The 24,708-nt window shown below is 72.2% G+C and carries 21 protein-coding genes; 14 read left to right on the top strand and 7 right to left on the bottom strand.

The window, feature by feature from the left end:
* The first annotated feature begins 64 nt into the window (after nt 1–64).
* A complete protein-coding gene (locus tag RWH43_RS04855) occupies nt 65–1,258 on the top strand; it encodes an NAD(P)/FAD-dependent oxidoreductase (RefSeq protein WP_154096912.1) in 1,194 nt (397 codons plus the stop codon).
* Nucleotides 1,259–1,437: 179 nt separating this feature from the next.
* Nucleotides 1,438–2,655: a DUF4190 domain-containing protein gene (locus tag RWH43_RS04850; protein WP_316000814.1), complete on the top strand. Its 1,218-nt coding sequence runs from the start codon at nt 1,438–1,440 to the stop codon at nt 2,653–2,655.
* A gap of 30 nt (nt 2,656–2,685) precedes the next feature.
* Here the strand turns inward: RWH43_RS04850 and RWH43_RS04845 are convergent, their stop codons facing one another.
* The 3 genes from RWH43_RS04845 to RWH43_RS04835 form a co-directional block, all read right to left on the bottom strand.
* Nucleotides 2,686–3,687, bottom strand: a complete 1,002-nt coding sequence (locus tag RWH43_RS04845; protein WP_144830534.1) for a LacI family DNA-binding transcriptional regulator — start codon at nt 3,685–3,687, stop codon at nt 2,686–2,688.
* A 41-nt stretch (nt 3,688–3,728) separates the two neighbouring features.
* Nucleotides 3,729–5,408, bottom strand: coding sequence for a glycoside hydrolase family 13 protein (locus RWH43_RS04840; RefSeq protein ID WP_154096909.1), 1,680 nt, complete (start codon nt 5,406–5,408; stop codon nt 3,729–3,731).
* A gap of 132 nt (nt 5,409–5,540) precedes the next feature.
* Nucleotides 5,541–6,731, bottom strand: a complete 1,191-nt coding sequence (locus RWH43_RS04835) for a glycosyltransferase (protein WP_316000813.1) — start codon at nt 6,729–6,731, stop codon at nt 5,541–5,543.
* A 191-nt stretch (nt 6,732–6,922) separates the two neighbouring features.
* On the opposite strand from RWH43_RS04835, the gene RWH43_RS04830 reads away from it, so the two are divergent.
* The 3 genes from RWH43_RS04830 to RWH43_RS04820 are packed head-to-tail and all read left to right on the top strand — an operon-like array spanning nt 6,923 to nt 9,778.
* On the top strand, nt 6,923–8,170 hold the full coding sequence (locus RWH43_RS04830; RefSeq protein WP_316000812.1) for a glycosyltransferase: 1,248 nt from the start codon (nt 6,923–6,925) through the stop codon (nt 8,168–8,170).
* On the top strand, nt 8,167–9,201 hold the full coding sequence (locus RWH43_RS04825) for a glycosyltransferase (protein ID WP_316000811.1): 1,035 nt from the start codon (nt 8,167–8,169) through the stop codon (nt 9,199–9,201). Before RWH43_RS04830 ends, RWH43_RS04825 begins: the two co-directional genes overlap by 4 nt.
* A 52-nt stretch (nt 9,202–9,253) precedes the next feature.
* Nucleotides 9,254–9,778 carry an adenine phosphoribosyltransferase gene (locus RWH43_RS04820; protein WP_144830520.1) on the top strand — a complete coding sequence of 175 codons (525 nt, stop codon included), beginning with the start codon at nt 9,254–9,256 and terminating at the stop codon, nt 9,776–9,778.
* Between the two features lie 315 nt (nt 9,779–10,093).
* Here the strand turns inward: RWH43_RS04820 and hpxO are convergent, their stop codons facing one another.
* The 4 genes from hpxO to RWH43_RS04800 form a co-directional block, all read right to left on the bottom strand.
* Nucleotides 10,094–11,278, bottom strand: coding sequence for an FAD-dependent urate hydroxylase HpxO (gene hpxO / locus RWH43_RS04815; RefSeq protein WP_316000810.1), 1,185 nt, complete (start codon nt 11,276–11,278; stop codon nt 10,094–10,096).
* 8 nt (nt 11,279–11,286) lie between these two features.
* On the bottom strand, nt 11,287–11,607 hold the full coding sequence (uraH, locus tag RWH43_RS04810) for a hydroxyisourate hydrolase (RefSeq protein WP_251505562.1): 321 nt from the start codon (nt 11,605–11,607) through the stop codon (nt 11,287–11,289).
* Nucleotides 11,604–12,131 carry a 2-oxo-4-hydroxy-4-carboxy-5-ureidoimidazoline decarboxylase gene (gene uraD, locus RWH43_RS04805; RefSeq protein ID WP_316000809.1) on the bottom strand — a complete coding sequence of 176 codons (528 nt, stop codon included), beginning with the start codon at nt 12,129–12,131 and terminating at the stop codon, nt 11,604–11,606. Before uraD ends, uraH begins: the two co-directional genes overlap by 4 nt.
* Before the next feature lie 169 nt (nt 12,132–12,300).
* A complete protein-coding gene (locus RWH43_RS04800; RefSeq protein ID WP_144830508.1) occupies nt 12,301–12,912 on the bottom strand; it encodes a helix-turn-helix domain-containing protein in 612 nt (203 codons plus the stop codon).
* Between the two features lie 159 nt (nt 12,913–13,071).
* Here RWH43_RS04800 and RWH43_RS04795 point away from each other — a divergent pair, with 159 nt between their 5' ends.
* From RWH43_RS04795 to RWH43_RS04755, 9 genes are all read left to right on the top strand, one after another.
* The gene (locus RWH43_RS04795; protein WP_316000808.1) at nt 13,072–14,715 is read left to right on the top strand and encodes an NCS1 family nucleobase:cation symporter-1; all 1,644 of its coding nucleotides are present in this window, start codon (nt 13,072–13,074) and stop codon (nt 14,713–14,715) included.
* Nucleotides 14,712–15,548 (top strand): aspartate/glutamate racemase family protein, encoded by an 837-nt coding sequence (locus RWH43_RS04790; RefSeq protein ID WP_230704015.1) that lies wholly within the window; start codon nt 14,712–14,714, stop codon nt 15,546–15,548. Before RWH43_RS04795 ends, RWH43_RS04790 begins: the two co-directional genes overlap by 4 nt.
* Before the next feature lie 51 nt (nt 15,549–15,599).
* A complete protein-coding gene (allB, locus tag RWH43_RS04785) occupies nt 15,600–16,934 on the top strand; it encodes an allantoinase AllB (protein WP_316000807.1) in 1,335 nt (444 codons plus the stop codon).
* 2 nt (nt 16,935–16,936) lie between these two features.
* Entirely contained in the window at nt 16,937–18,166 is a 1,230-nt protein-coding gene (locus tag RWH43_RS04780; protein WP_262346263.1) for an acetamidase/formamidase family protein, read from the top strand.
* Nucleotides 18,163–18,387, top strand: coding sequence for a hypothetical protein (locus tag RWH43_RS04775; RefSeq protein ID WP_144830498.1), 225 nt, complete (start codon nt 18,163–18,165; stop codon nt 18,385–18,387). The genes RWH43_RS04780 and RWH43_RS04775 overlap by 4 nt, the downstream gene beginning before the upstream one ends.
* Nucleotides 18,384–20,039, top strand: a complete 1,656-nt coding sequence (locus RWH43_RS04770) for an AtzH-like domain-containing protein (RefSeq protein ID WP_316000806.1) — start codon at nt 18,384–18,386, stop codon at nt 20,037–20,039. The genes RWH43_RS04775 and RWH43_RS04770 overlap by 4 nt, the downstream gene beginning before the upstream one ends.
* A 214-nt stretch (nt 20,040–20,253) precedes the next feature.
* Entirely contained in the window at nt 20,254–21,486 is a 1,233-nt protein-coding gene (locus tag RWH43_RS04765; protein WP_316000805.1) for a pyridoxal-phosphate-dependent aminotransferase family protein, read from the top strand.
* Nucleotides 21,487–21,553: 67 nt separating this feature from the next.
* Complete coding sequence (locus RWH43_RS04760; protein WP_316000804.1) at nt 21,554–22,837, top strand: allantoate amidohydrolase; 1,284 nt, start codon at nt 21,554–21,556, stop codon at nt 22,835–22,837.
* 618 nt (nt 22,838–23,455) lie between these two features.
* Nucleotides 23,456–24,313, top strand: coding sequence for a PhzF family phenazine biosynthesis protein (locus RWH43_RS04755; protein ID WP_316000803.1), 858 nt, complete (start codon nt 23,456–23,458; stop codon nt 24,311–24,313).
* Nucleotides 24,314–24,708 lie beyond the last annotated feature (395 nt).

Genomic DNA, 24,708 nt, shown 5'->3' with positions numbered 1-24,708 from the left:
ACCGGATGCCGCGGACCCTCGCAACCCGTCCGCTCCGGTCAGCTCGGGCGACCACGCTTTCGGCATGACCACCACACACTTCGACTACCTCATCGTCGGCGGCGGAATGGTCGCCGACACCGCCTCCCGCGGCATCCGCGAGATCGACGCCGACGGCTCCATCGGCATCCTGAGCGACGACGTCGACGAGCCCTACACGCGCCCCGCGCTGAGCAAGAAGCTGTGGACCGACGACGAGTTCACGTGGGACAAGGTGCCGCTCGGCACCGCCGACGACACCGGCGCCGACATCCGTCTGCAGACGCGCGCGACGGCGATCCGTCCCGACGCGCACGAGGTCGACGCCGACGGCGAGACCTTCTCGTACGGCAAGCTCCTCGTCGCCACCGGCGGCAAGCCCGTCCCGCTGCCGGTCGACGACCGCACGGACGGCGGGCGGGTCCTGTCGTTCCGCACGGCCGAGGACTACCGGCGCCTGCGCTCGCTCGCGAAAGACCTCGACCGCATCGTCGTGGTCGGCGGGGGCTACATCGGCTCCGAACTCGCGGCCGCTCTCGTGCAGAACGACGTCGACACGGTGCTCGTGCACACCGGCGCCGTGCTGGGTGATTCGATGTTCCCGCCGGCGCTCGCCGATCGTTTCGAGAAGCTCTTCCGCGACGCGGGCGTCGAGATCGTCGCCGGGTCCAAGGTCGAGGGCGGACAGGCGGATGCCGACGGCGTGCGCCTTCAGCTCGAGAACGGCGACGAGGTGCGGGCGGATGCCGTGGTCAGCGGGCTCGGCATCGAGGTGGCCACCGACCTGGCCGAGCAGGCGGGTCTGACCGTCGACGACGGCATCGTGGTCGACGCGCAGCTGCGTGCCTCGGTCGACGACGTCTTCGCGGCGGGTGACGTGGCGAGCTACCCCGACCGGATCCTCGGCCGCCGTCGCGTCGAGCACGTCGACAACGCCAACGAGCAGGGCAAGGCCGCGGGCCGCAACCTCGCGGGCGCCGCCGAGGCCTACACGCACACGCCGTACTACTACTCCGCCGTCTTCGGCGTCCGCTACGAAGCCGTGGGCACGCTCGACTCCTCCCTCGACACGGTCGAGGACTGGACGGATGCCGATCACGGCGTCGTCTACTACCTCGACGACGACCGCGTCGTGGGCGTGCTGCTGTGGAACGTCGAAGACGCCCGCGACGCGGCGCGCGCGGTGCTGGCCGAGGCCGAGACCCTCACGCGCGACGACCTCGTGGGTCGCATCCGCTGAGACCGTCGGCCCGGACCGGTCCCGCTCGTCGCGGCCGGTCCGGGCGACTGCGTTGCGCGTTCGCCCCCGACCTTCGCCCGTATGGCCGCGACGCGGCCCGATGTGCGTGCTGTCCGGCCGGGTCTAACCTGGACGCACGCTGGGGGTTCTCCCAGCGTGCACTGCATCCAGGAGCACTCATGGCGACCGCTGAACTGCGTCTTCCCCTGTCCGTGGACCAGGCGCGCGACGCGCTGTCCGCCGCGCTGACCGACCTCGGTTTCACGGTGACCCCCACGGCATCCGGATCCCTCGACGTCTCGCGCGGGAGCCTCGGCACGACGCTCGTGGCCGGCGCCTTCGCGGGCCAGGACATGCACGTGCGATTCGACGTGCACTTCTCGGGGGCGCCCGAGGGCACCCTTGCGAGCTTCGAGCACTCCGCGGCAGGCGGATTCTTCAAGGGCGGGGCGATCGGCGCCGTCAAGGCAGGTGATGTGGTTCGCGAGGCCGCGCACTCCGCGGGGGTCCGGCTCGCCGAGCGGGGTCAGCTGGTCGGCGTTCCGCCCGTCGCTCCTCCCGGGCCATCGGGGGCGGATGCCGCGACCTCTCCCGTCCCGCCGCCGTACGCCCCCGGTGCGCAGGGTTACCCCGGCGCAGCGCAGGGCTACCCGGGTGCCGCGCAGGCGACGGCCGCAGACGGCACGTACCTCGCGCCCTACCCGGCTCCGCCGGCGTCGGGCCGCACGAACGTCGTCGCGATCGTGGCGATCATCCTCGGCTTCCTCTTCCCGATCGGCGGCATCGTGGCGGGCGCGGTGGCGCTCGCCCAGGTCAAGCGCACGGGCGAGAAGGGGCGCGGGCTCGCGATCGGCGGCATCATCGCCGGCTCTGTGCTGACGGTGCTGTTCATCCTCGCGGCGATCGGGCTCTTCGTCTTCTCGGTGTTCGTCGGCGCGACGGCGGCGTCCGGCGAGTCCGGTTCGTCGACCGACCCGTTCGCCCCGCCGGTGCCGTCGGCGAGCGGTGGCGGCGTGGAGATCACGCCGAGCGACCCTTCGGCCGACGACCCGTACGCCCTTTTCGTCGGCGAATGTCTCGACGGTCTGGCGAGCGGCGTGATCGCGGACGACAGCTTCGTCGACTGCGCAGGCCCGCACACCTACGAGGTCTACTCGACTTTCGCCGTGGCCGACGGGGCTTTCCCCGGTGACGATGCCCTCGGGAACGCGGCGTTCGAGGGCTGCGACGCGGAGTTCGAAAGCTTCGTCGGCGTTCCGTACGGTGATTCGACCCTCGACTGGGAGTACGTCGGTCCGACCGAGCAGACCTGGTCCGACGGAGACCGCAGCATCTCGTGCATCCTTTACGACCCCGCGGGTGAGGTCACGGGTTCGCTCGAGGGCTCGGCGCGCTGACCCGGGCTCTCGCCCCCGGCGGCGAGGCGGTCAGGCGGGCGGCGGGGCCGTCGAGCCGCGTTCGACGAGCTCGAACGGCAGCGTTCCGAGTCCGCGTGCGGGCTCAGCGCCGTCGAGTTCCGCCAGCACGGCGGCGGCAGCCCGCTCGCCCTGGCCGCGGGCGAACTGGTCGACGGTGGTCAGGCCGAACCACCGGCCGAGCTCGTGGCCGTCGACGCCGATGATCGAGACGTCGTCGGGCACCCGCAGGCCCTTCTCGCGCGCGGCGAGGATCGCGCCGATGGCCATCTCGTCCGAGGCCGCGAACAGTGCCGTGGGGCGCTGCTCCGCGTCGAGGGCGCGCGCGGCGGCGGCGGAACCGCCCTCGATCGTGAAGTCGGCCGGGTAGACCGGTGCGTCCGCGACGCCCTCTTCGGCCAGCGCCTCTTCGAATCCCCGTCGTCGCAGGGCCGGCACCGTCGATCCGGCCGCCGTCGCGGCATCCGCCCCGATGTGCGCCACCCGGCGATGCCCCAGCGCGAGCAGGTGCGCGGTGGCGAGTCGGCCGACGGCGAGATCGTCGACGGTCAACGTCGTCAGCAGGGGGTTGGGCCCGGCGATCGCGACGATCGGCACGCCCAGCCGGCGCAGCGACGCCGATTCCTCGGCGTCCGACTCCAGGGCGATCGTGATGACGGCGTCGATCCGGCGCCGTCGCACGTGGTCGTCGAAGACGCGTCGCCGCTCGTCGCGGTCCACGCCGACGCTGTACAGGGTGATGTCGTAGCCGTGGCGGACGAGCCCGTCGGAGATGCCCGCGAGCACGGTGCTGAAGAACCAGCGGTCGAGGAACGGCACGACCACGCCGACGGCCCGCGCGCGTCCTGACGCCAGGCTCGAGGCGGCCGCCGACACGACGTACCCCAGGCTCTCCGCGGCGACCATCACGCGCTCGCGGGTCGCCGCCGACACCGGCCCCCGTCCGCTCAACGCACGCGAGACCGTGGCCGTCGACACCCCCGCCACGCGGGCGACGTCGTCGATGCCGACCACGGTCTCGTGTGCTCTCGTCGAATACCGGCGGATGCCGCGGCTCAGGCCGCCGCGATCCAGACGGTCGTGTCGGTGGGCAGGGTGTCGCCGTCGAGCGGTCCGCTCGCGATGAGCACCTCGCCCGCGGGCAGCTCGACAGCGGCATCGCCGAGGTTCGCCACCACCAGGAGCGAGCCGTTGCGGAACGCCACCACGTCGTCGCCGAAGCCCTCGACCCACGCGAGCTCGCCCGCGCCCAGGTTGCGCGCGCGGCGCTCGGCCAGCAGCGACCGGTACAGCGTCAGCGTCGACGAGGGGTCGTCGACCTGCACGTCGCGCGCGAGGTCGGCCCACTCCGTGGGCTGCGGCAGCCATGACTCGCCCGTGTCGTTGAATCCGTAGGCGGGGCCATCGGCGGTCCAGGGGATCGGCACGCGGCATCCGTCGCGCCCGTAGCGCTCGCCGTTCGTGCGGAACCAGGTCGGGTCCTGCCGTGCGTCGTCGGGCAGGTCGATGACCTCGGGCAGACCCAGCTCCTCGCCCTGGTACAGGTACGACGAGCCCGGGAGCGCCAGCATGAGCGAGGTCGCGGCGCGGGCGCGGTGCAGGCCCTTCACGGGGTCGGGCTTGCCGGGCGACTTCGGGCCGATGCCCGCACCCTGCGGGTTCTCGGCCGTCAGCGCGAGGCGCGAGGCGTGGCGCACGACGTCGTGATTCGACAGCACCCAGGTGCTGGGGGCGCCGACGGCGCCGTACTCGTCGAGCGAGTCGGTGATGACCGCGCGCAGGGCCGGTGCGTCCCAGGCGGTCTCGAGGTAGTGGAAGTTGAACGCCTGGTGCATCTCGTCGGGTCGCACCCACAGCGCCGTCTCGGCGACGGTGGGCAGCCATGCCTCGGCGCACAGGGCGCGGTCGCCGTCGTACGCGGCGAGCACCTCGTGCCACTCGCGCCACACCTCGTGCACGCCCGGCTGACCCCAGTAGGGGACGGCGTCGGCGTCGCCGCCCATCGACCCCGCGTCGGGATCGGGCGTGTAGTCGGGCAGGCCTTCGGCCTTGATGAGGCCGTGCGCCACGTCGACGCGGAAGCCGTCGACCCCGCGGTCGAGCCAGAAGCGCAGGATGTCGCGGAACTCCGCGCGCACCTCGTCGTTGGTCCAGTCGAAGTCGGGCTGGCTCTCGTCGAAGATGTGCAGGTACCACTGGCCGGGGGTGCCGTCGGCCTCGGTCACGCGCTTCCACATGCCGCCGCCGAAGACGCTCTCCCAGTTGTTCGGGGGCAGCTCGCCGTTCTCACCCTTGCCGTCGCGGAAGATGTAGCGCGCCCGCTCGGGGCTGCCGGGGGCGGCCTTCAGCGCTTCCTGGAACCACACGTGCTGATCGCTCGAGTGATTGGGCACCAGGTCGACGATGACCCGGATGCCGCGCTCGTGCGCACCCGCGAGCATCGCGTCGAAGTCGGCGAGGGTGCCGAAGATCGGGTCGACGTCGCGGTAGTCGGCTACGTCGTAGCCCGCGTCCTTCTGCGGCGACCGCTGGAAGGGGCTCAGCCAGATGGCGTCGACTCCCAGGTCCTGCAGGTCGTCGAGGTGCGCGGTGACACCGGGCAAGTCGCCGAGACCGTCGCCCGAGGCGTCCGCGAACGAGCGGGGGTAGATCTGGTAGATGACGGCGGTGCGCCACCACTCGGATCCGGGAGCGGCGACGAGCTCGGCGCGCGCGTCTTCCTGCGTGAAAGTCATGACGACCACGTTAGTGCAAGCGCTTGCATTCGCGTCAACGGGCTCCCGCTCGAACGTCGGCCACGGGGCGGTGGGGTGAGGATCCGTTGAGCGCGGGTGAGTTGAATGATGAGGCGACGTGCCGTGCCGAGGTCAGAGTCCGCGGCGCGACCGGTCGAAGTGCGCGATCGCGTCGGTGTAGACGCGGGTGATCCGGGACAGATGCGTGTCGAAGTCGAGGTCGGCGGCGCTCGCCCGCGCCCCATCGGTCAGCGTGGCGCGCAGGCGCGCGTCGAGGGCGACGCGCTCGAGCGCCGCGGCGAGGGCCTCCGCGCTCGACGACGCGCTCACGACGCCGTTGACCCCGTCGACCACGAGAGAGCCGGCCGCGTCGGGCGTCGCGATCACCGGGCACCCCGCGAGCAGGCTCTCCGCGATGACCAGGCCGAAGGTCTCGGGCCACTGCGAGGGGAACACCAGGGCGGTAGCGGTCGACAGCAGCGCCGCTTTGCGGGCGTCGTCCGCCCAGCCGACGTAGCTCACCGTCTCTCCGACGGCCTTCTCGACGACCGCGCGCAGCGGGCCGTCTCCGGCGATGACCAACTCGCCGTCGATGCCGGCCTGCTCCCACGCCCGCAGCAGGGTCTCGATGCCCTTCTCCTTCTGCAGCTTGCCGAGGAACACGAAGCGCGGGTGCGCCGAGGGCTGTCGATCCTCCGGGTGCGCCGCGGCGATCCAGCCGTGCGGCACGACGCGGGCGTCGATCTCCTCGAGGGCGAGGCCCAGGGCGGCGTGCCGCCGGCGCGTGCGCACGCTGGGGAAGACGACAACATCGGCACGGCGGGCGGAGCGCCACAGCACGCGCGCGCGGAGGCGTTGAACGAGGCCCAACCGCGACTGCTCGATCCCGTGGCGGACGCTGGTCGAGGTCGTGTCGACGAGGCAGTAATCGTGGGCGGTGTGCACGACCGGAGCCGCCTGCGCGCGCAGGATCGCCGACCCGACGCCCTGGAAGCGGTGCACGTGCACCACCCGGTCGGGTCTCTGCACGCGCCGCAAGGAGCGGGGCACGACGAACGCCCCCCACAGGTCGAGCGCGTGGAAGGCCACGCGCGCCGTCACCGTCGCGCCGTGCTCGTCGGGGCGGTACGGGCGCCGCACCGGCAGCTGCCGCACGACGACGCCGGAGCGGCGGGCCCGCGCGACCGTTTCGGGGTCGGTCCAGGCGGTGACGATCTCGACGCAGTCGCCTTGTCGTGCTTGCGCTGCGGCCAGGGCGAGCACGTACGACTCGGCGCCTCCGAGCGGGGCGACGAAGGTGCTCTGCACGTGGGTGATCTTCACGCGGACATCCCCTCCGGTCGCATCCGAACGCGACGGACGTTACGCGGGGGCGATCGCCATGGACCGCGGCGAGGACGCGGGCGGCGCGAGGTTCGACCGGAACCTCACCCGTTCGGGGGTCGTCCTTAACGAGCCATGGCGGGGAGCGGCTCGAGCGCGGGTCGCCCGCGCCGCTCACCACAGTGGGTCCCGTGTACGCCCAGCCGAAAGTCGAGCAAGAGACGGTGTCTGCGCGCATCGTCAGCGTGACCCCGATGGTCCCCTTCGACGGCGTGCCGCACGCGGGGGGCCAGTACTACCTCCGGCACCTGCGCGCGCTCGCCGCGCTCGGGCACCGCATCACGATCCTCGCGCCGGACAGCCCCGACAATCGCGTGGGACGCCTGGCCCTGCGCAACGAGTTCCGCGTCGAGCTGCTCGCCGTGTCGACTCCGCTCGGCCGGCGCCTCGCGGACTTCTCCGACAAGCAGCAGGCGCGCCTGTTCCCCGTCCGTCCTGTCGCGCGGATCCGCCGGGCGTTCTCGGCGTCGACGGTGGCGCGGCGCCTCGTCGAGACGGCCGACGTCGTCGAGTATCAGTGGACCGAGACCGCATGGCTCGCCGCGCACCTGCCGGCTCCGTCCGCGCGCCACGTCGTCGTCGTGCACGACGTGCTGTCGCAGAGCTACGAGCGCTTCTTCGAGGCGAGCGCCGCAGCCCCCTTGCCGCAGCGCCTTCTCGCCCGGTGGCGGCGATTCATCGTCGCCCGCGACGAACGCCGCGTGTACTCGAAGGCCGATGTCGCCGTCACCTTCAGTGCGAAGGACGTCGACGTCATCCATCGCTGCGCGGGCGCTGCGGCCCCGGCGCGCGTCGTGCGACCGCCCCTCGCCGGTGTCGAGTCGGCGGAGCACGCAGACCCCGGCACCACGACGGCACCGGTCGTGCTGTTCGTCGGCGCGTTCGATCGCTCGGTCAACGCCGATGCGGCGGAGTGGGCGGCCACCGAGATCCTCCCGATCGTCCGGGCTCGTCACCCCCGGGTGCGGTTCGTCTTCGCCGGGGCCAATCCCACCCCGCGCATGCACGAGCTGGCCGCAGACCTCGACGCCGTCGAGGTGACCGGTCGGGTCGAAACCCTCGATCCGTATTACGCGGATGCCGCCGCGGTGCTCGTTCCGCTGCGTTCGGGAGCGGGGGTCAAGTTCAAGACCGTCGAGGCCATGGTGCGCGGCATCCCCGTCGTGTCGACGACAGTCGGGGTCGAGGGGATCGTCGACGACCGCCTCCACGTCTTCGCCGTCGCGGATGAGGCTGACGCCCTCGCCCGCGGGGTGATCGCCGTGCTCGACGACCCTGCGGCCGCCCGCGCCGCCGCCCGCGGCGTGCGCGCGGCGGCGCGTGCGGAGTTCTCCGCGGCCCAGTTCGAACGTTCGCTCGCGGAGGTCTACGGCTCGTGACGTCGCACCCGACTGCTGAGGCAGCCACCATCGTCCGTCCGTCGGTGGTCGGCGCCACCGTCACCTACGCCTCACGAGCGCGCTCGTGCCGCGCCACGGTCGAAGCCCTGCTCGCGCAGGGGGTCGAGAGGGTGATCGTCGTCGACAACGGGTCCACCCCCGACGCCCAGCGAGAGCTGCGCGAACTCGTCGCCGAGTACGAGCCCCGTGTTCTTTGCCACCGTCTCGACCGCAACGAGGGCTCGGCCCCGGCGTTCGGTCTCGCGATCGCCCTCGCCCGCGAGGCGGGGGCCGAGTACGTGTGGCTCCTCGACGACGACAACCTCCCCGAACCGGGCGCGCTCGACAGCCTCATCGCCGAGGAGCGCCGGTTGTGGGACGCGGGCACGATGCCGTGCGCGGTGGCGCCCGTGCGCGCTCCCTCGGCCGACCCCGACGAGGTGGCCGAGACGATCGCGTCGGAGCTCTCGCGCGAACAGCCCGAGGCGAGCCGATCGTTCGCGGGGGTCGAGGCGGGCCTGTTCGCGCGGCGCGCCCTCGAGCGACTCGGCCTGCGCCGTGCGGTGCAGCGGACGGGTGGCGATCTGCCCTACGCGCCCTATGGCGGACTGCTGATGCGCATCGCGGCGACGCGGGCCATCGGTGATCCGGATGCCGACCTCGTGCTCTACGGCGACGATCTGGAGTACACCTCGCGCATCGTCGCGGCGGGCGGGCGCATCGTGCTGACCCCGCGTGCGGTGGTCGTCGACCCGCGCGGCGAGCGGTGGATGCCGCCCGGCTTCGAGGTGCTGGCGATGTTCCGCTCGACCAACGACGCGCTGCTGTATTACTCGCTGCGCAACCGGGTGCACCGCGAGCTGCGGATCGGCAAGCGCTGGTCGCGCGCCCGCGTGCTCAACGGTGCCCTCTTCGCCGCGCTGTGCCTCGTGTGTATGGTCGTGACGCGGCGGAGAGACAAGGCGCGCGTCATCCGCACCGCCGTCGACGACGCGATCGCCGGCCGGCTCGGGCGCCGTGTCGAGTTCTGAGGCGCCTGGACTCGCCCGCGGGCAGGGTCTACCGCGCGCGTAGGCTGGACGGGTGCCCGACGCCACTGCCCTCGCCCGCGCTGAATCGCTCATCACGAGCATCCCCGACTACCCCAAGCCCGGAATCGTCTTCCGTGACATCACTCCGCTGCTCACCGACGCCGCGGCCCTGCGGACCGTCGTCGACGCGCTGATCGAGCCGTTCGTCGGTCGCTTCGACGCGGTCGCCGGTGTCGAGGCGCGCGGGTTCCTGCTCGCGGGCGCGGCGGCGATCGCGGCGAACGTGGGCCTCATGCCGATCCGCAAGGCGGGCAAGCTGCCCCGACCCGCGGCCTCGATGTCGTACGACCTCGAGTACGGCTCGGCGCAGATCGAGATGCACGACGACAACGCCGCGGGCGCGCGCGTGCTGCTGCTCGACGACGTGCTCGCCACGGGCGGCACGCTCCGAGCCGGCCGCGACCTGCTGCGAGCCGTCGGCAGCGAGGTCGTCGGCATCGCGACCCTGCTCGAGATCGACGGCCTCGGCGGTCGCGAGGCCCTCGGCGGCGACCTGCACTCGGTCTTCCACGTCTGAGGCCGGCCGGCCCGCGGGCCGCGCCCGCGTGCACAACTCCGGAACGTCGGCCGGGGTCGTGGGCGGATGCCGCGGTCTTCCGCGGTCGCGGAGGGGTCGGCATTCGGAATCACCGGAGTTGTGCACGGCTCGGGCGACCTGAACGAGGTCTCGAACGTCTGAGCCGCCCTGGCCCGCGGGCCGCGCGCGCGTGCACGACTCCGGAACGTCGGCCGGGGTCGTGGGCGGATGCCGTGGTCTTCCGCGGTCGCGGAGGGGTCGGCATCCGGAATCACCGGAGTTGTGTACCGCCCACGCGGCGCGTGACGGCCGCGCTCAGCCCAGGACGCTGGCGCCGAGCTCGACCGGGCTGCCGTCGATGTTGCCCACGATGCCGCGGATGACGCCGGTGCCGTCTTCGCGGCGCAGGCCGTCGTACCAGGCCTGGGTCGTGTCCACGTCGAACGCGTGCGTTTCGTGCGCGCGTTTGCGGGCGCGCAGCACCAGGTCGCCCGCACGCTCGGTGCGGATGCGCTCGTAGCGCTTCAGCGAGTCCTCGACGCCGAGAGTCGAGGTCGCGAAGACGATGCCGAGGGCGAAGCTGTCTTCGAGCGCCGAGCACGCGCCCTGACCGATGTCGGGGGCGGTGTTGTGCGCGGCGTCGCCGAGGATCGCCACACGCCCGCGCACCCAGGTGTCGAAGGGGTCGATGTCCCAGATCTCCACGCGGTTGAGCGACTCGTCGGGGTCGATGCCGTCGAGCAGAGCGCGCACGCCGGGGGCGCCCCACGAGCCGAACGCGTGCTCAAGGGCGGCCATGCGGTCTTCGGTGACACCCGAGGGCCCGGGCACGTCGACGAAGAAATAGAAGCGGTCGCCGGCGACGGGCATGACGGCGCAGCGCTTGCCGTCGCCGACGTAGGTGGTCCACTGATCCAGCGGGCCGATGCGCGGGTCGGCCGCGACGAGACCGTTGTAGTTGACGTACCCGGAGTACCGGCGCTCGGGACGGATGCCAGCGGGCTCGGTCACGTGATCGCGCACGATCGAGCGGGCGCCGTCGGCGCCGATGAGAAGGTCAGCGGTGTCGATGGAGCCGTCGGCGAAGGTCGCGGTGACGACCCCGTCTGCCTCGGAGACCCCGGTCAGCTGGCGGCCGAGCCGGATGTTCTCGGCGCCCACGGCATCCATCATCAACTGCTGCAGATCGGCGCGCGCCACGGGGTAGGGGCGCTGCCCGGTCTGCGCGGTCACGGGGGCGAGGCTGAAGCGGCACATCTCGTCGCCGGTGTGGCCGTCGTAGTAGGCCATGTCGTCCATGCGGCCGCCGAGGGCTGCCACCTGGGCGCCGAGGCCAAGCCAGTTGAGCACCTTCACGCCGTTGGACCACAGCGACAGCGCCGCGCCGACGGGGCGGTTCTCGCGCATGCGGTCGTACACGACGACCTCGTGTCCGAGCTTCTGCAGGGCCAGGGCGGCGGAGGTGCCGCCGACGCCGGCGCCGATGACGATGACCTTCATGTCGCTCCTCAGCTGCCGCGGTAGGTCGAATAGGCGAACGGGCTCAGCAGAAGGGGCACGTGCAGGTGCGCCTCACCGCCGACGGTGAAGGTCACGACGACCTCCGGGTGAAACGAGGGAACACCGCGGGCGCGGAAGTACGCGCCGGTGGCGAAGGTGAGGGTGTAGTCGCCGTCGGCCAGGAGGTCGGGGCCGAGGCTCGCCCGCCCGTCGGCGTCGGTGGTGGCGGTGTCGACCGTCGCGCCGCCGCGGTGGGCGAGCGTGAGGGTGACGCCGGCGGCGGGAATCCCCGCGGTGGCGTCGAGCACGTGACTCGTCAGGTGCGTCATTCGGCGGCCTCCGGTTCGGCGAGAGCGTCGTCGGCGAAGGTGGTGCGCAGGCGCAGCAGCGCGATCTCGGCGAGCTGGCGGGTCGCCTCGATCGTCTCGGTGCCGGGGTCGTTCGACAGGCGTCGTTCGAGCTCCGCGCGCATCTCGCCGGGCGTGCGCCCCGCCGCGCGGATGAGGAAGACGCGGCCGAACCGCTCCTCGTAGGCGGCGTTGCCGGCCGCGATCGCCGCCACGTCGTCATCGGCGGCGGAGGCCATCGACCCCTGCTCGCGCCGCGACGCGGTCGCTTCAGCGCCGTCGCCCGCGACCTTCGCGCCGATGCGCGGGTGGGCGTGCAGGGCCGCCTCGAGGTCCTGCGGCGACCATGTCGAAGCGAGGTCACCGGCGTAGGCGGCGAGGGCGTCGACGTCGGCGTAGGGGCGACCGCCGACGACGGCGTCGACCCAGCCGGGGATGTCGGCCCACACGCGGACCACCGCCGTGGCATCCGCCTCGTCGAGGGCATGGAAGTGGTGCAGGTGCATGCAGGTCACGCTAGGCCGACCGCGTTACGGCGCTGTGGCGGGATGTGTCCGCGATGTTGCTGTGGGGAACATTCCGGCCGCCGTCCACAGGTTTGGGGCGAGATCCGTCCTTTGGGGCGTGCGATTCGCGCCCCGAACGGCGGAATCCGCCCCAACCCGGGCCGCCGCGTCAGGCGTGCACGATCAGCCAGTGCGCGACGGCATCGGCCTCGCCCGTGTTGTGCAGGCGGTGCGGGACCGAGCAGGGGTAGCTGATGGCGTCGCCCGAACGCAGGATCACCCGCTCGGCCTCGAAGTCGATGGTGAGCTCGCCCGCGACGACGGTGCCGACCTCGTATCCCTCGTGGTGGAACAGACCGTCGGCTCCATGGGCCGAGGCTCCGGGCGGGTAGATCGATTCGAAGTAGTCGACCCCGGGCGAGGTGCCGGGGGTGAGCCGGCGGAACGACACCCCGCTGTCGAGCACGATGTCGGGCGACTGCCCGGCGCGCTGCAGCGTGAAGCCCGAGGGCCCGACGGGTTCGATCGGACGGTCGGATGCCGCGTCGAAGGCCGCCACGAGCGGAACGCCCAGTGCGTCGGTGATGGCGATCAGGCGCGAGACGCTCGGCTGCATCACTCCGCGTTCGATCTGCGACACGGCGCTGGGGGAGATGCCGAGCGACTTCGCGAGCGCCCGCGCCGAGATGCCGCGCGCCTGCCGCAGGTCGCGGATCCGTGCCCCGACGCCCGCCGAATCCGGCTCGACGGCGGTGGCTTCGGCGAGGGGCGGCTGCGACATGTCCCGAGTCTAGGGAGGCGAAAAGCGTGAAGGAGCGACTTCACACGCTCGTTACACGAGCGAAACCAGCCGGGCAGTGTGAACCCATAACTTCACATCAGAGCTCCACTCCGGCCGCGGACTCCACGTCGTGGCATCCATCGTCCTGAGAGGAATGACATGACTTCCACCCCGCTCACCGGTCCCCACGATCTCGTGGAGGCCGCCGGCCACCCCCACGGGGGCGGCAACATGAAGCCGCACTACGATGACCGTCTCGCCAACGAAGACCTGGCTCCCCTGCGCAAGCAGAGGTGGTCGAGCTACAACATCTTCGCCTTCTGGATGAGCGACGTGCACTCCGTCGGCGGCTACGTCACGGCCGGCTCGCTCTTCGCCCTCGGCCTGCAGTCCTGGCAGGTGCTCGTGGCGCTCATCGCCGGCATCGTCATCGTGCAGGTGTTCGCCAACATGGTCGCCAAGCCCAGCCAGAAGACGGGTGTGCCCTTCCCGGTCATCAACCGCGTGGTCTTCGGCATCCGAGGTGCGAACATCCCCGCGATCATCCGCGGGCTCATCGCGATCGCCTGGTACGGGGTGCAGACCTTCCTCGCGGCCGAATCGCTGAACATCGTGTTCCTCAAGTTCATCCCGGGCTCGGCAGCTCTCCTCGACGTGTCGTTCGCCGGGCTGTCGGCGCTCGGCTGGATCTCGTACGCGATCCTGTGGACCGCGCAGTTCCTCCTCTTCTGGAACGGCATGGAGGTCATCCGCCGCTTCATCGACTGGGCCGGCCCCGCGGTCTACCTCGTCATGATCGTGCTGGCGGTCTACCTGGTGTCGCAGGCCGGCATCGAGAACATCTCGTTCACCCTGTCGACCACCCAGCTCGACTTCTGGGCCTCGATCCCCGTCATGTTCGCCGCGATCGCGCTGGTCGTGTCGTACTTCTCGGGTCCGATGCTGAACTTCGGCGACTTCGCCCGCTACGGAAAGAGCTTCGCCGCGGTGAAGAAGGGCAACTTCTGGGGCCTGCCGATCAACTTCGTCTTCTTCTCGCTGCTCACCGTCATCACCGCGTCGGCCACGGTGCCCGTGTTCGGCGACCTCATCACCGACCCGATCGCGACCGTCGAGCGCATCGACACCCCCTTCGCGATCCTGCTGGGCGGGTTGACCTTCGTCACCGCCACGGTCGGCATCAACATCGTCGCCAACTTCATCTCGCCCGCGTTCGACTTCTCCAACGTCGCCCCGAAGAAGATCTCGTGGCGCGCGGGCGGCATGATCGCCGCCGTCGGCTCGACCTTCCTCATGCCCTGGAACTGGTACTCCAACAGCGACGCCATCCACTACTCGCTGGGCGTGCTGGGTGCGCTGATCGGGCCCCTGTTCGGCATCCTGATCGCCGGCTACTACTTCGCCGCGCGCCAGCGGGTGAAGGTCGACGCGATGTTCACGATGGACACCGCCGGGCCCTACTGGTACCGCAACGGCTTCAACCCCAACGCGGTCAAGGCCGTCATCGCCGCGGGCGTGCCCACGGTGGCCATCGCGATCTTCCCGAAGCTCTTCGCCGACCTGGGGCTGTTCAACGTGTCGTGGGTGAGCGACTACAGCTGGTTCATCGGCTGCGGTCTCGGCTTCGTGCTCTTCCTGCTCTTCGAGCGCCTCGACCCTCGGGTTCCGACCTTCGACGGCGAGACCGACGGCATCTCCGACGGCACGGTCGTTCAGGCGGCCGAGGCTCCGGCCGCTGAGGCCGTGCCGGTGCTCGCGAACACGGCTCCGGATGCCGCAACCCCGCGCGAGACGCTCGCGTGAGGATCCTGCTCGTCAACCCCAACACCTCCCGGGCGATGACCGCGAAGATCGCGGACGCCGCCCGGGGGGTGGCGGGACCCGATGTCGACATCGACGCCGTCTGCCCGCAGGTCGGGGCGGCCGCCATCGAGAGCCACGTCGACGAGATCGCCGCGGCCGCCGCCGTGGTCGAGCTCATCGCGGCCGACCGCGACGGCCCCGACCCCGCGGACGCCTACGTCATTGCGTGCTTCGGCGACCCGGGGCTCGATGCGGCCCGCGAACTGGTCGAGGTGCCCGTGCTGGGCATCGCCGAGGCGGCGATGCACCTGGCCGCGGTGTCGGGGCGGCACTTCGGGGTGGTCACGACGCTCAGCCGCACGCTCGGGCGCGCGCACGACCTCGTCTCCCGGTACGGCATGGAGCGGGCGTGCGTCTCGCTGGCCGCGACCGGCATCCCGGTCCTGGACCTCGAAGACACGGCATCCGCCGCCGTTTCCACCATCGCCGAGCTGAGCGCGGATGCCGCGGCCTCCGGCGCCGACGTCATCGTGCTCGGCTGCGCCGGCATGGCCGACCTGTGCGCCGAGCTGACCGCACGCGTGGGGGTGCCGGTCGTCGACGGGGTCGCGGCTGCGGTGGGCATGGCATCCGGGATGGTGCGCATGGGCCTGGGCACGAGCAAGCGCGATGAGTACGCGCGGCCGCCGCGCGAGTTCGCGGGCGCGGCCGGGGCCGGTCAGCTCGGGTTCGGGGCGGATTCTGTCGTTCGGGGCGGAAAATCTGCGCCCCGAACGCCGGGATCCGCCCCGAACCGCGACGACGTGACTCGCGGCGCCGAGGTGTTCGCATGAATGTTGATGACGGTTACATTCGCGAAACGCGAGGCCCTTAGCGTGAGCGGCATGAGCACACGGATCGCTGCCCGCCGGGTCTATCTCGACGGTGCGTTCACCCCCGCCACGGTCGTGATCGACGACGGACTCGTCGCGAGCATCGAGTCGTTCGACGTCTCCGCCGACACGGTCCTGCCCGCCGACGCCGTGCTGCTGCCGGGCCTCGTCGACTCGCACGTGCACCTCGACGAACCCGGGCGCACCGAGTGGGAGGGCTTCGCGACCGGAACCGCGGCGGCCGCGGCCGGAGGCGTGACCACGGTCGTCGACATGCCGCTCAACAGCTCGCCGGTGACCACCACGATCGAGGCGCTGCAGCTCAAGCGCGCCGCCGCCCGCGGCAAGCTCGCCGTCGACGTCGCGTACTGGGGCGGCGCCGTGCCCGAGAACCTCGGTTCGCTGCGGGCGATGGCGGATGCCGGGGTCGTGGGCTTCAAGTGCTTCCTGTCGCCGAGCGGCATCGACGAGTTCGGTCACCTCGACCCCGAGCAGCTCGAGCGGTGTCTCGCCGAGCTCGCGGAGTTCGACGGGCTGCTCATCGTGCACGCGGAAGACCCGGCGCACCTCCACGCCGACGGAGCGCTGGGCCCGCACTACGCCGACTTCGAGGCGAGTCGCCCTCCGCTGAGCGAGCGCGCCGCAATCCAGCGCGTGATCGACGCCGCGCGGCGCACCGGGGCGCGTGCCCACATCGTGCACGTCTCCGACGGCGGGTCGCTCGACGCCGTGCGCGCCGCCAAGGCCGAGGGCGTGCGCCTGACGATCGAGACGTGTCCCCACTACCTCACCCTCGATGCCGCGGCCGTGCCCGACGGTGCCGGGGCGTTCAAGTGCTGCCCTCCGATCCGCGGCGGCGATAACCCCGACCTGCTGTGGGCGGGCGTGGTCGACGGAACGATCGACGCGATCGTCAGCGATCACTCCCCGGCCACCGTCGCCCTCAAGGACAACCCCGACTTCGGGCTGGCCTGGGGCGGCATCGCGGGACTCCAGACGGGGCTGTCGGCGGTGCACTCCACCGCCCGGGCGCGAGGACTCGCCTTCGAGACGCTGCTGCCGCTGATGACCACCGGACCCGCGCGCATCGCCGGGCTCGAGGGGCTCGGTGTGATCGAGGTGGGGGCTCCCGCGCACCTCGTGGCCTTCGCCCCCGACGAGCAGCTCACGGTGGATGCCGCGGCCCTGGAGTACCGTAACCCCGTGTCGCCGTGGCACGGGCAGACGCTCACCGGCGTGGTGCGCGAGACCTGGCTGCGGGGGGCTTCGGTCTACCGGCGCGGCGCCGCGGTCACCGAGCGCGAGGGCCGCGAGCTGCTGCGGATGGCAGCGGTGGTGGAGGCGTGAGCGTGGTGGAGGGTGGCTTCGACGGGCTCAGCCACCGCGCCGGCACCCGCGCCTTCCCGATCCTGCAGCCCCACACCGGGCCGATCCCCGGGGATCACTACGTCGCCGCGACCGTCGACACCGTGCTGTGGGGGCGCCTCCCGTGCGCGACCGACGCCGCCGTGCTCGAGGTCTCCTCGGGCGAGAGCGTCACCTTCGACACCGTGAGCCACGAGGGCATCCTCGACGACCAGGGCAAAGACCCGCGCGCGTTCTTCGCGGGCCACGGCGTGCCCGCGGATCAGGTGCTCGACGATGCGGTCGAGATCGCGGCATCCGCCCCCCGAGACCCCTCCACCGACGGCCCCCACGTGGTCGTCGGACCCGTGCACGTGCGCGGAGCGCACCCGGGCGACCTGCTGAAGATCACGGTCGAGACCCTCGTGCCGCGCGTGCCGTACGGCGTGATCTCGAACCGCCACGGCAAGGGCGCCCTGGTCGGCGAGCTGCCCCGCGGCGAGCACAACGTCAGCGTGTTCTCGGCCGTCGTCGAGCGCGACGGCATCCGCTACGGCACCCTCCCCGTGGTCGAGGGCGCCGAGCCGATCGTGTCGTACCCGCTCGCGCCGTTCCTCGGCACGATGGGCGTCGCCGTCGCGGGGGAGGAGCGCCCGCACTCGGTGCCGCCCGGAACCCACGGCGGCAACATCGACATCAACCTGCTCGTCGAGGGGACCACGCTCTTCCTCCCCGTGCAGGTCGAGGGGGCGCTGGCCTACGTCGGCGACCCGCACTTCGCGCAGGGCGACGGAGAGGTGGCGCTCACCGCTCTCGAGGCCTCGCTGCGCGCCACCCTGCGCTTCGAGGTGATCCCCGCGGATGCCGCCCGCGCGGCGTTCGGCGAGGTGACCGGACCGCTCGTGCGGACGCCCGACTACCTCGTGCCGACCGGCATGGACCCCGACCTCGACGCCGCGATGCGCGCGTGCGTGCGGTCGTCGCTGGCGCTGCTCGGCGGGCGCTGGGGCATGGACGAGCACCTCGCCTACGCCTACCTGAGCGCGGCGACCGACTTCGACATCTCGCAGGTGGTCGACATCGTCTCGGGGGTGCACGCCCGCATCCGCGAGGCCGACTTCGCGGACGTCGCAGCCGTGGAGCCCATGCCGCTGGCATCCGCCCCCGACGCCGCCGCGGAACCCGAGCCCGTCGACGGTCCGGCGCCGCACGAAGAAGAAGGAGACGTCGCATGAGCCCCGTCCTCGCCGCCGCCCTGGCCCGTGCCGAGGCGGCTGACGCCCTGCCGTTCGGCGCCGGCTTCGACGCCGACGCCGACGTCGTGGCCCGGCCGTTCGCGCCGGGCGCTGGCGACGCTGCCCCTGCCCGTCGAGTGTCCAAAACACCCGGACGATTCTTCGGATGGTCCGGGTGTTTCGGACACTCGACGAAGCGCGGAGAGGGGCGCCGATCATGACGGATGCCACGGGGGCGACGCCCGAGCCCATTACGCCCGAGCCCGCCACGCCCGCGCCCGCCATGCCCGCGCCCGCGGCGCCCGCCGGCGCCCCGGCGATCCCCGCCGACCTGCGTGCCGCCTTCGACGCGTACGAGCGGGCGATCGTGGGGAACGACCTCGACGCGCTCGACGACTTCTTCGCTCCCGGACCCGAGACGCTCCGCGGCGACACTGCGGGCCTGCTCGTCGGACACGACGCGATCAGCGGGTTCCGAGCCCTGCGCGGGGGAGTGCCCGCGCGTGAGATCGCCGAGATCCACTACCGCCCGCTCGGTTCCGACAGCGCCCTGCTCATGTCGGTCTCGCGCTTCCACGGCGGAGGCCGCGGCCTGCAGACCCAGGTGTGGCAGCGCCTCGACGGCCGGTGGCTCATCGCGGCGGCGCACGTCACGCCCCGCACGCCGGCACTCGATCGCACGATCTGGCGGAGCGTGGGCGATCCCTTCCTGCAGGGTGCGTGGGAGGGACCGCTGGCAGGGCTCACCGTCGCCGTGAAGGACCTGTTCGCGATCGCCGGGTTCCGCATCGGTGCGGGTAACCCGACCTACCTCGAAGAGGCGCGGCCCGAGAAGGCCACGGCCCCGGCCGTCGCCGACCTGCTGCGAGCGGGCGCGTCGCTGCGCGGCATCGCGCGGACCGATGAGTTCGCCTATTCGATCGCCGGCGACAACGTGCACTACGGCACCCCGCCCAACGGTGCGGTGGTGGGCGCCCTCCCCGGCGGGTCATCGAGTGGACCCGCCTCCGCCGTCGCTCTCGGCCACGCCGACATCGGTCTCGCCACCGACACCGCGGGATCGATCCGCGTGCCGGCGTCGTACCAGGGGCTCTGGGGCCTGCGCACGACCCATGACCTCGTGCCCCGGCAGGGCATGCTTCCGCTCGCGCAGTCGTTCGACACGATCGGCTGGCTCACGCGCGACGGCGAGACTCTGCAGCGCGTGGCCGACTGGTGCCTCAGCTACGACGGCTCGAGCTCGACCGAGAACGTCTACGGAGCCTCGGGCGACGACCTGCCGTGGCGGTTCGTCGTGCCCGAAGAGGTGCTCGATTGCGTCGAGCCGGCGACCCGCGAGGCCTTCAGCCGACTGCTCGCCGCGCTCGCGGCATCCGACGACCCTCCTTCGTTCCGCGCGGTGCACATGGCCGATCTGGATGCCACCTTCTCGGCGTTCCGCACCGTGCAGGGCGCCGAGGCGTGGCGCAACGACGGCGACTGGCTGCGCGCGCACCCCGGCGCCGTGGGGCCGGCCGTGGCCGAGCGCTTCCGTGTCGCGTCGCAGATCACCGCGTACGACGAGGCCGCCGCGCGCGCCGAGCTCGAACCGATCGCCGCCCTCCTGGCCGAGGTCGTCGACGGTGCCGTGATGGTGTTCCCGACCGTGCCCGGTCCCGCGCCGCTGCGCACCGCCGACGTCGACGCCGTGCGCGCCGCGACCCTGCGCATGACCGCGCCCGCAGCGGCCGCCGGCCTCCCCGCCGTGTCGATCCCGCTGCTGCGCGTCGGCGGCGCTCCGGTCGGCGTCTGCCTCGTCTCGCGTGCCGGTACCGACATCGCGCTCGTTCGGTTGGCGCGTCGTTTCGCCGCGCTCGCCGGGGGCATCCGGTGACCGTCTCGAGCGCCGGGCGGGCCGTCTCGCGCGTCGGGCGGGCCGTCTCGCGCGTCGGGCGGGCCGTCTCGCGCGTCGGGCGGGCCGAACTCCGGAGAATCCGGGGACTGAGCGGCTCTCGCACGGCATCCGCCCCCGCCCGGACGAGAACCTCCGGAGTTGGGCACGCCCCCTCGTTCCTTTCCCCCGCCCGCCCCCGCACCACGGAGTCCTGATGTCCCACCTCCCCGGCCCGATCGACCCGCCCGCGCGCCTGCTGATGGGCCCCGGTCCCATCTCGGCCTACCCCAGCGTGCTGCGCGCGATGGGGGCGTCGCTGGTCGGCCAGTACGACCCGTTCATGACGGCGACCATGACCGAGACGCAGGAGCTGTACCGCCAGGTCTGGGGCACCGCGAACGATGCGACCCTGCTGATCGACGGCACGAGTCGCGCGGGGATCGAGGCGGCGATGGTGTCGCTCATCCGCCCGGGCGATCGCGTGCTCGTGCCGGTGTTCGGCCGGTTCGGGCACCTGCTGGCCGAGATCGCCGAGCGCGCGCTCGCCGAGGTGCACACGATCGAGGTGCCGTGGGGCCAGGTGTTCCCGGTGTCGACGATCCGCGAGGCGGTCGAGCGGGTGAAGCCGCACCTCGTCGCGTGCGTGCAGGGCGACACCTCCACGACGATGCTCCAACCGTTGGAGGAGATCGGCGAGATCTGCCGCGCCCACGGCGCGCTGTTCTACACCGACGCCACCGCCTCGCTCGGCGGCAACCCCTTCGAGATGGACGCCTGGGGCCTGGATGCCGCGACCGCCGGCCTGCAGAAATGCCTCGGCGGGCCGTCGGGGTCGGCCCCGCTGAGCCTGTCGGACCGCGCCGTCGAGGTCGTGCGCTCGCGCGCCCGCGTCGAGGCCGGCATCCGCGAAGAGGGCGACGCCTCGGCATCCGACTTCATCCGCTCGAACTACTTCGACCTCGCGATGATCCTCGACTACTGGGGGCCGCGCCGCCTCAACCACCACACGGAGGCGACGACCATGCTCTACGGCGCCCGGGAATGCGCGCGGGTGCTGCTGCTCGAGGGGCGCGACGAGGTCATCGCGCGTCACCGGCTGCACGGCGACGCGATGCTCGCAGGGGTCGAGGGCCTCGGCCTGACCGTGTTCGGCGACGTCGCGCACAAGATGACCAACGTGGTGGCGGTCGAGATCCCGGATGCCGTCGTGGGCGACGCCGTGCGCAGCGAGCTGTTGAGCGACTTCGGCATCGAGATCGGCACGTCGTTCGGGCCGCTGCACGGCCGCGTCTGGCGCATCGGCACGATGGGCTACAACGCGCGCAAAGACGCGGTGCTCACCACCCTCGCTGCCCTCGAGGCGGTGCTGCGCCGGCACGGTGCCGCGGTCGCGTCCGGCGGCGGAGTCGAGGCCGCGCAGGGCGTGTACGCGGGGGCGGGAGCGTGAGGGCGACCGGCGCCGGGCGCGGCGTGCGCGATCCCGCGACGGGTTGCGGCGGCCGCGGAGCCTGGGCATGACGGCATCCACTCGCCTTCAGGTGTCGGAAGAGCGCATCGCCTCGGCCGCGCGCCGCGTCATGGGGCGCTGCGAAGAGCTCGCCCGCGTCACCTCGACGCCCGGATCGATCACCCGCGTCTACCTCTCGCCCGAGCACGCACGCGTCAATCGCCTCGCCGCCGAGTGGATGCGCGAGCTCGGCATGACCACCCGGCAGGACGCCGCGGGCAATCAGGTCGGCCGTCTCGCTCCGGCCGGGATGCCCGATGCTCCCGCCCTGCTGCTCGGCTCGCACCTCGACACGGTGCCCGATGCGGGGCGCTACGACGGGATCATCGGGGTGCTGATGGCGCTCGAGGTCGTGCGGCTGCTGCGCCGCGTCGACGAGGAGGGCACGGCATCCAGCCCCTTCCCCTTCGCCCTCGAGGTCATCGCCTTCAGCGACGAAGAGGGAACGCGGTTCGGCAAGGCCCTGCTGGGCTCGTCGGCCGTGGCCGGTCAGTGGGACCCCGCGTGGTGGGAGTTGGCGGATGCCGACGGACTCACCCTGCGCGAGGCTTTCCGCGACTTCGGGCTCGACCCGGGCCGCGTGGGCGAGGCCGCGCGCCGGCCCGACCAGCTCGTGGCGTACCTCGAGGCGCACATCGAACAGGCGCCCGAGCTGCACCGCAGCGGACAGGCCCTCGCGGCGGTGTCGTCGATCGCGTCGGCACGGCGATTCCAGCTCGTCGTCGAGGGTGAGGCGCGGCACGCGGGAGGCACGCCCTACGACATGCGGCGCGACGCCCTGCTCGGCGCGAGCGAGGCCGCGCTGGCGGTCGAGCGGATCTGCCGCGGCGAGCACCACATCGTGGGCACGGTCGGTCAGCTCGAGGCCTTCCCCGGCGCGGTCAACGTCGTGCCCGGCGAGGCGCACCTCTCGCTCGACCTGCGCGGAGAGTTCGACGCCACGCGCGACCACGTGTGGGACGAGATCTCACGCGAGCTCGACGCGATCATGGGACGCCGGAGCCTGCGCTGGCACGCCCGCGAGGTGCACAGCGCGCCCGCGGTGTTCTGCGCCCCGCTGCTGCAGGACGTGGTGCGCGCGGGCATCGGCGGCGACGCCCCCACCCTTTTCAGCCGCGCCGGTCACGACGCCATGGCGATCGGTGCGATCACCGACGTGGGCATGCTGTTCCTCCGCAACCCCGACGGCATCAGCCATCACCCCGCCGAGGACGTCGCGGGCGCCGACGTGGCGGCGGGCCTGCGTGCCCTCGCCGAGGCGGTGCTGCACCTCGGGGCGGAGGTGCGCTGAGGGGTCGGTTGCGCCCGGTTCGGGGCGTCGGTCGTGGCCCCGGGGCGCGCGGCGTGCGGGGGCGGTCGTTAGCGGGGCGGCAGAGGTGGCCCCGGGGCATGGTCTTCATCAAGCGCGACCGTCCCGCGCCCTCGGCGTGGTGGCTCGGCGTGCTCGGGCCGTGCGCGGCATGCCTGCGGCTTACGGGCTCACGACCGAGCAGGCAGTCGCGATCGTCGGCCCGAGGTCGGTGTGGTGGACCTTGGCGTGGGTGTTGTGGTCGGTGGCGCTGACGGCCGGAGCGTTCTGGCGAGCGTGGTGGATGAAGGTGCATAAGCCTCATGTGCGTTTCACCGCGGGACGAGGTGCGTTGTGGCTGTGTGTGGGGGGGGGGGGGGGGCGATCGGCGCGCCGTGGGTGTACCCCTCTCTCGCGTGGGACCTCCCGCTCCACGACGTGTTCGGGGACAGCCCCCCGCGCTCGGCGGTCCCCATCGTGTCGGCGATCGCGATGCGCTGGTGGTCCGGAGCGTGCATCGCCCTCCCGGTCGCTGCCGTATGGTCGGCGATCGTCGCGTTCAAGGAAGCGTGCAACGCCAACGCAGCTCCGCAGCACTCGGCCCCCGGCGAGAATGGACGCATGACCTCCGCTCCCGAGATCCTCGAACTGCTCGCCTTCGCCGCCGAGCCGGGTGGAGGCAATCCGGCGGGCGTCGTCCTGGATGCCGTGGCCCTCGATGCCGCGCAGATGAAGCGCATCGCCACCGACCTCGGCCACCCCGAGACCGCTTTCGTCGGTGAGCGCGACGGTCGTCGGGTCGCCGTGCGCTACTTCTCGCCCGGAGCAGAGGTGCCCTTCTGCGGACACGCCACGATCGCGACCGCTGTCGCGCTCGCCGAGGTCGAAGGCGTCGGTCCGTTCACGTTCGACACCGCGGCGGGCATCGTCGAGGTGTCGACCGCCCGCGACGCCGAGGGCCGCATCACCGCCGGTTTCACCAGCGTCGATCCCTCCACGACCGACCTCGACGCGGACGTCGCCGTCCGCCTCCTCGGCATCCTGGGCCTGCGCTCCGACGACCTCGATGAGCGGATGCCGCTCGCCCAGGCCTTCGCCGGCAACCTGCACCCGGTGGTCGCGATCGCCTCCCGCGGGACGTTCGATTCGTTCGCGTTCGACCCCGCTGCGTTGCGGATGCTCATGGACGAGCGCGGATGGAAAGGCACCGTCATCACGGTCCACGTGGAGGGCGACCTCGTCGACGGCCTCGTCGCCGAGGCGCGCAACCTCTTCCCGGTCGGCGACATCACCGAGGATCCCGCGACGGGTTCCGCCGCTGCCTCGCTCGGTGCGTACCTCCGCGACCGCCTGGGTCTCGACGCACCGTTCGCCTTCACCGTGCGGCAGGGCCGGCACATCGGGCGGCCGAGCGTGCTCGAGGTCGAGGTCCCGGCATCCGGGGGCATTCTCGTGCGGGGAACCGCGACGCCCCTCTGAGCTCCCGGTTCGGGGCGGATTTTTGCGTTCGGGGCGTGATTCGTCCGCCCCGAACGACGAAACGCGCCCCAAACCGTGCCGGCGCGCCCGGGGCCGAAGCCAGTGATGTCCTCAGCCCGTGGCCCACGCGCCGACCTCAGCTTCACCGGTTTTGGGGCAGGTTCTTGCGTTTGGGGCGTGAATTGTTCGCCCCGAATGACGAAACGCGCCCCAAATCCCCCGCCGACGCGCCTGGGCCGAAGCCAGTCGCCTCCGCAGCCCGGGACCTACGCGCCGCCCCGACGTTCACCGGTTTGGGGCGGATCCTCTCGTTTGGGGCGTGGATTTTCCGCCCCGAAGGACGAAACGCGCCCCAAATCCCCCGCTGGCGGGCCCCGCCGACACCGGAGCCGGAG

Source organism: Microbacterium algihabitans, from assembly GCF_032464975.1.
Lineage (GTDB): Bacteria > Actinomycetota > Actinomycetes > Actinomycetales > Microbacteriaceae > Microbacterium > Microbacterium algihabitans.
The sequence above is the reverse complement of the archived record's forward strand: the minus strand, read 5'-3'. Positions and strand labels throughout refer to the sequence as shown.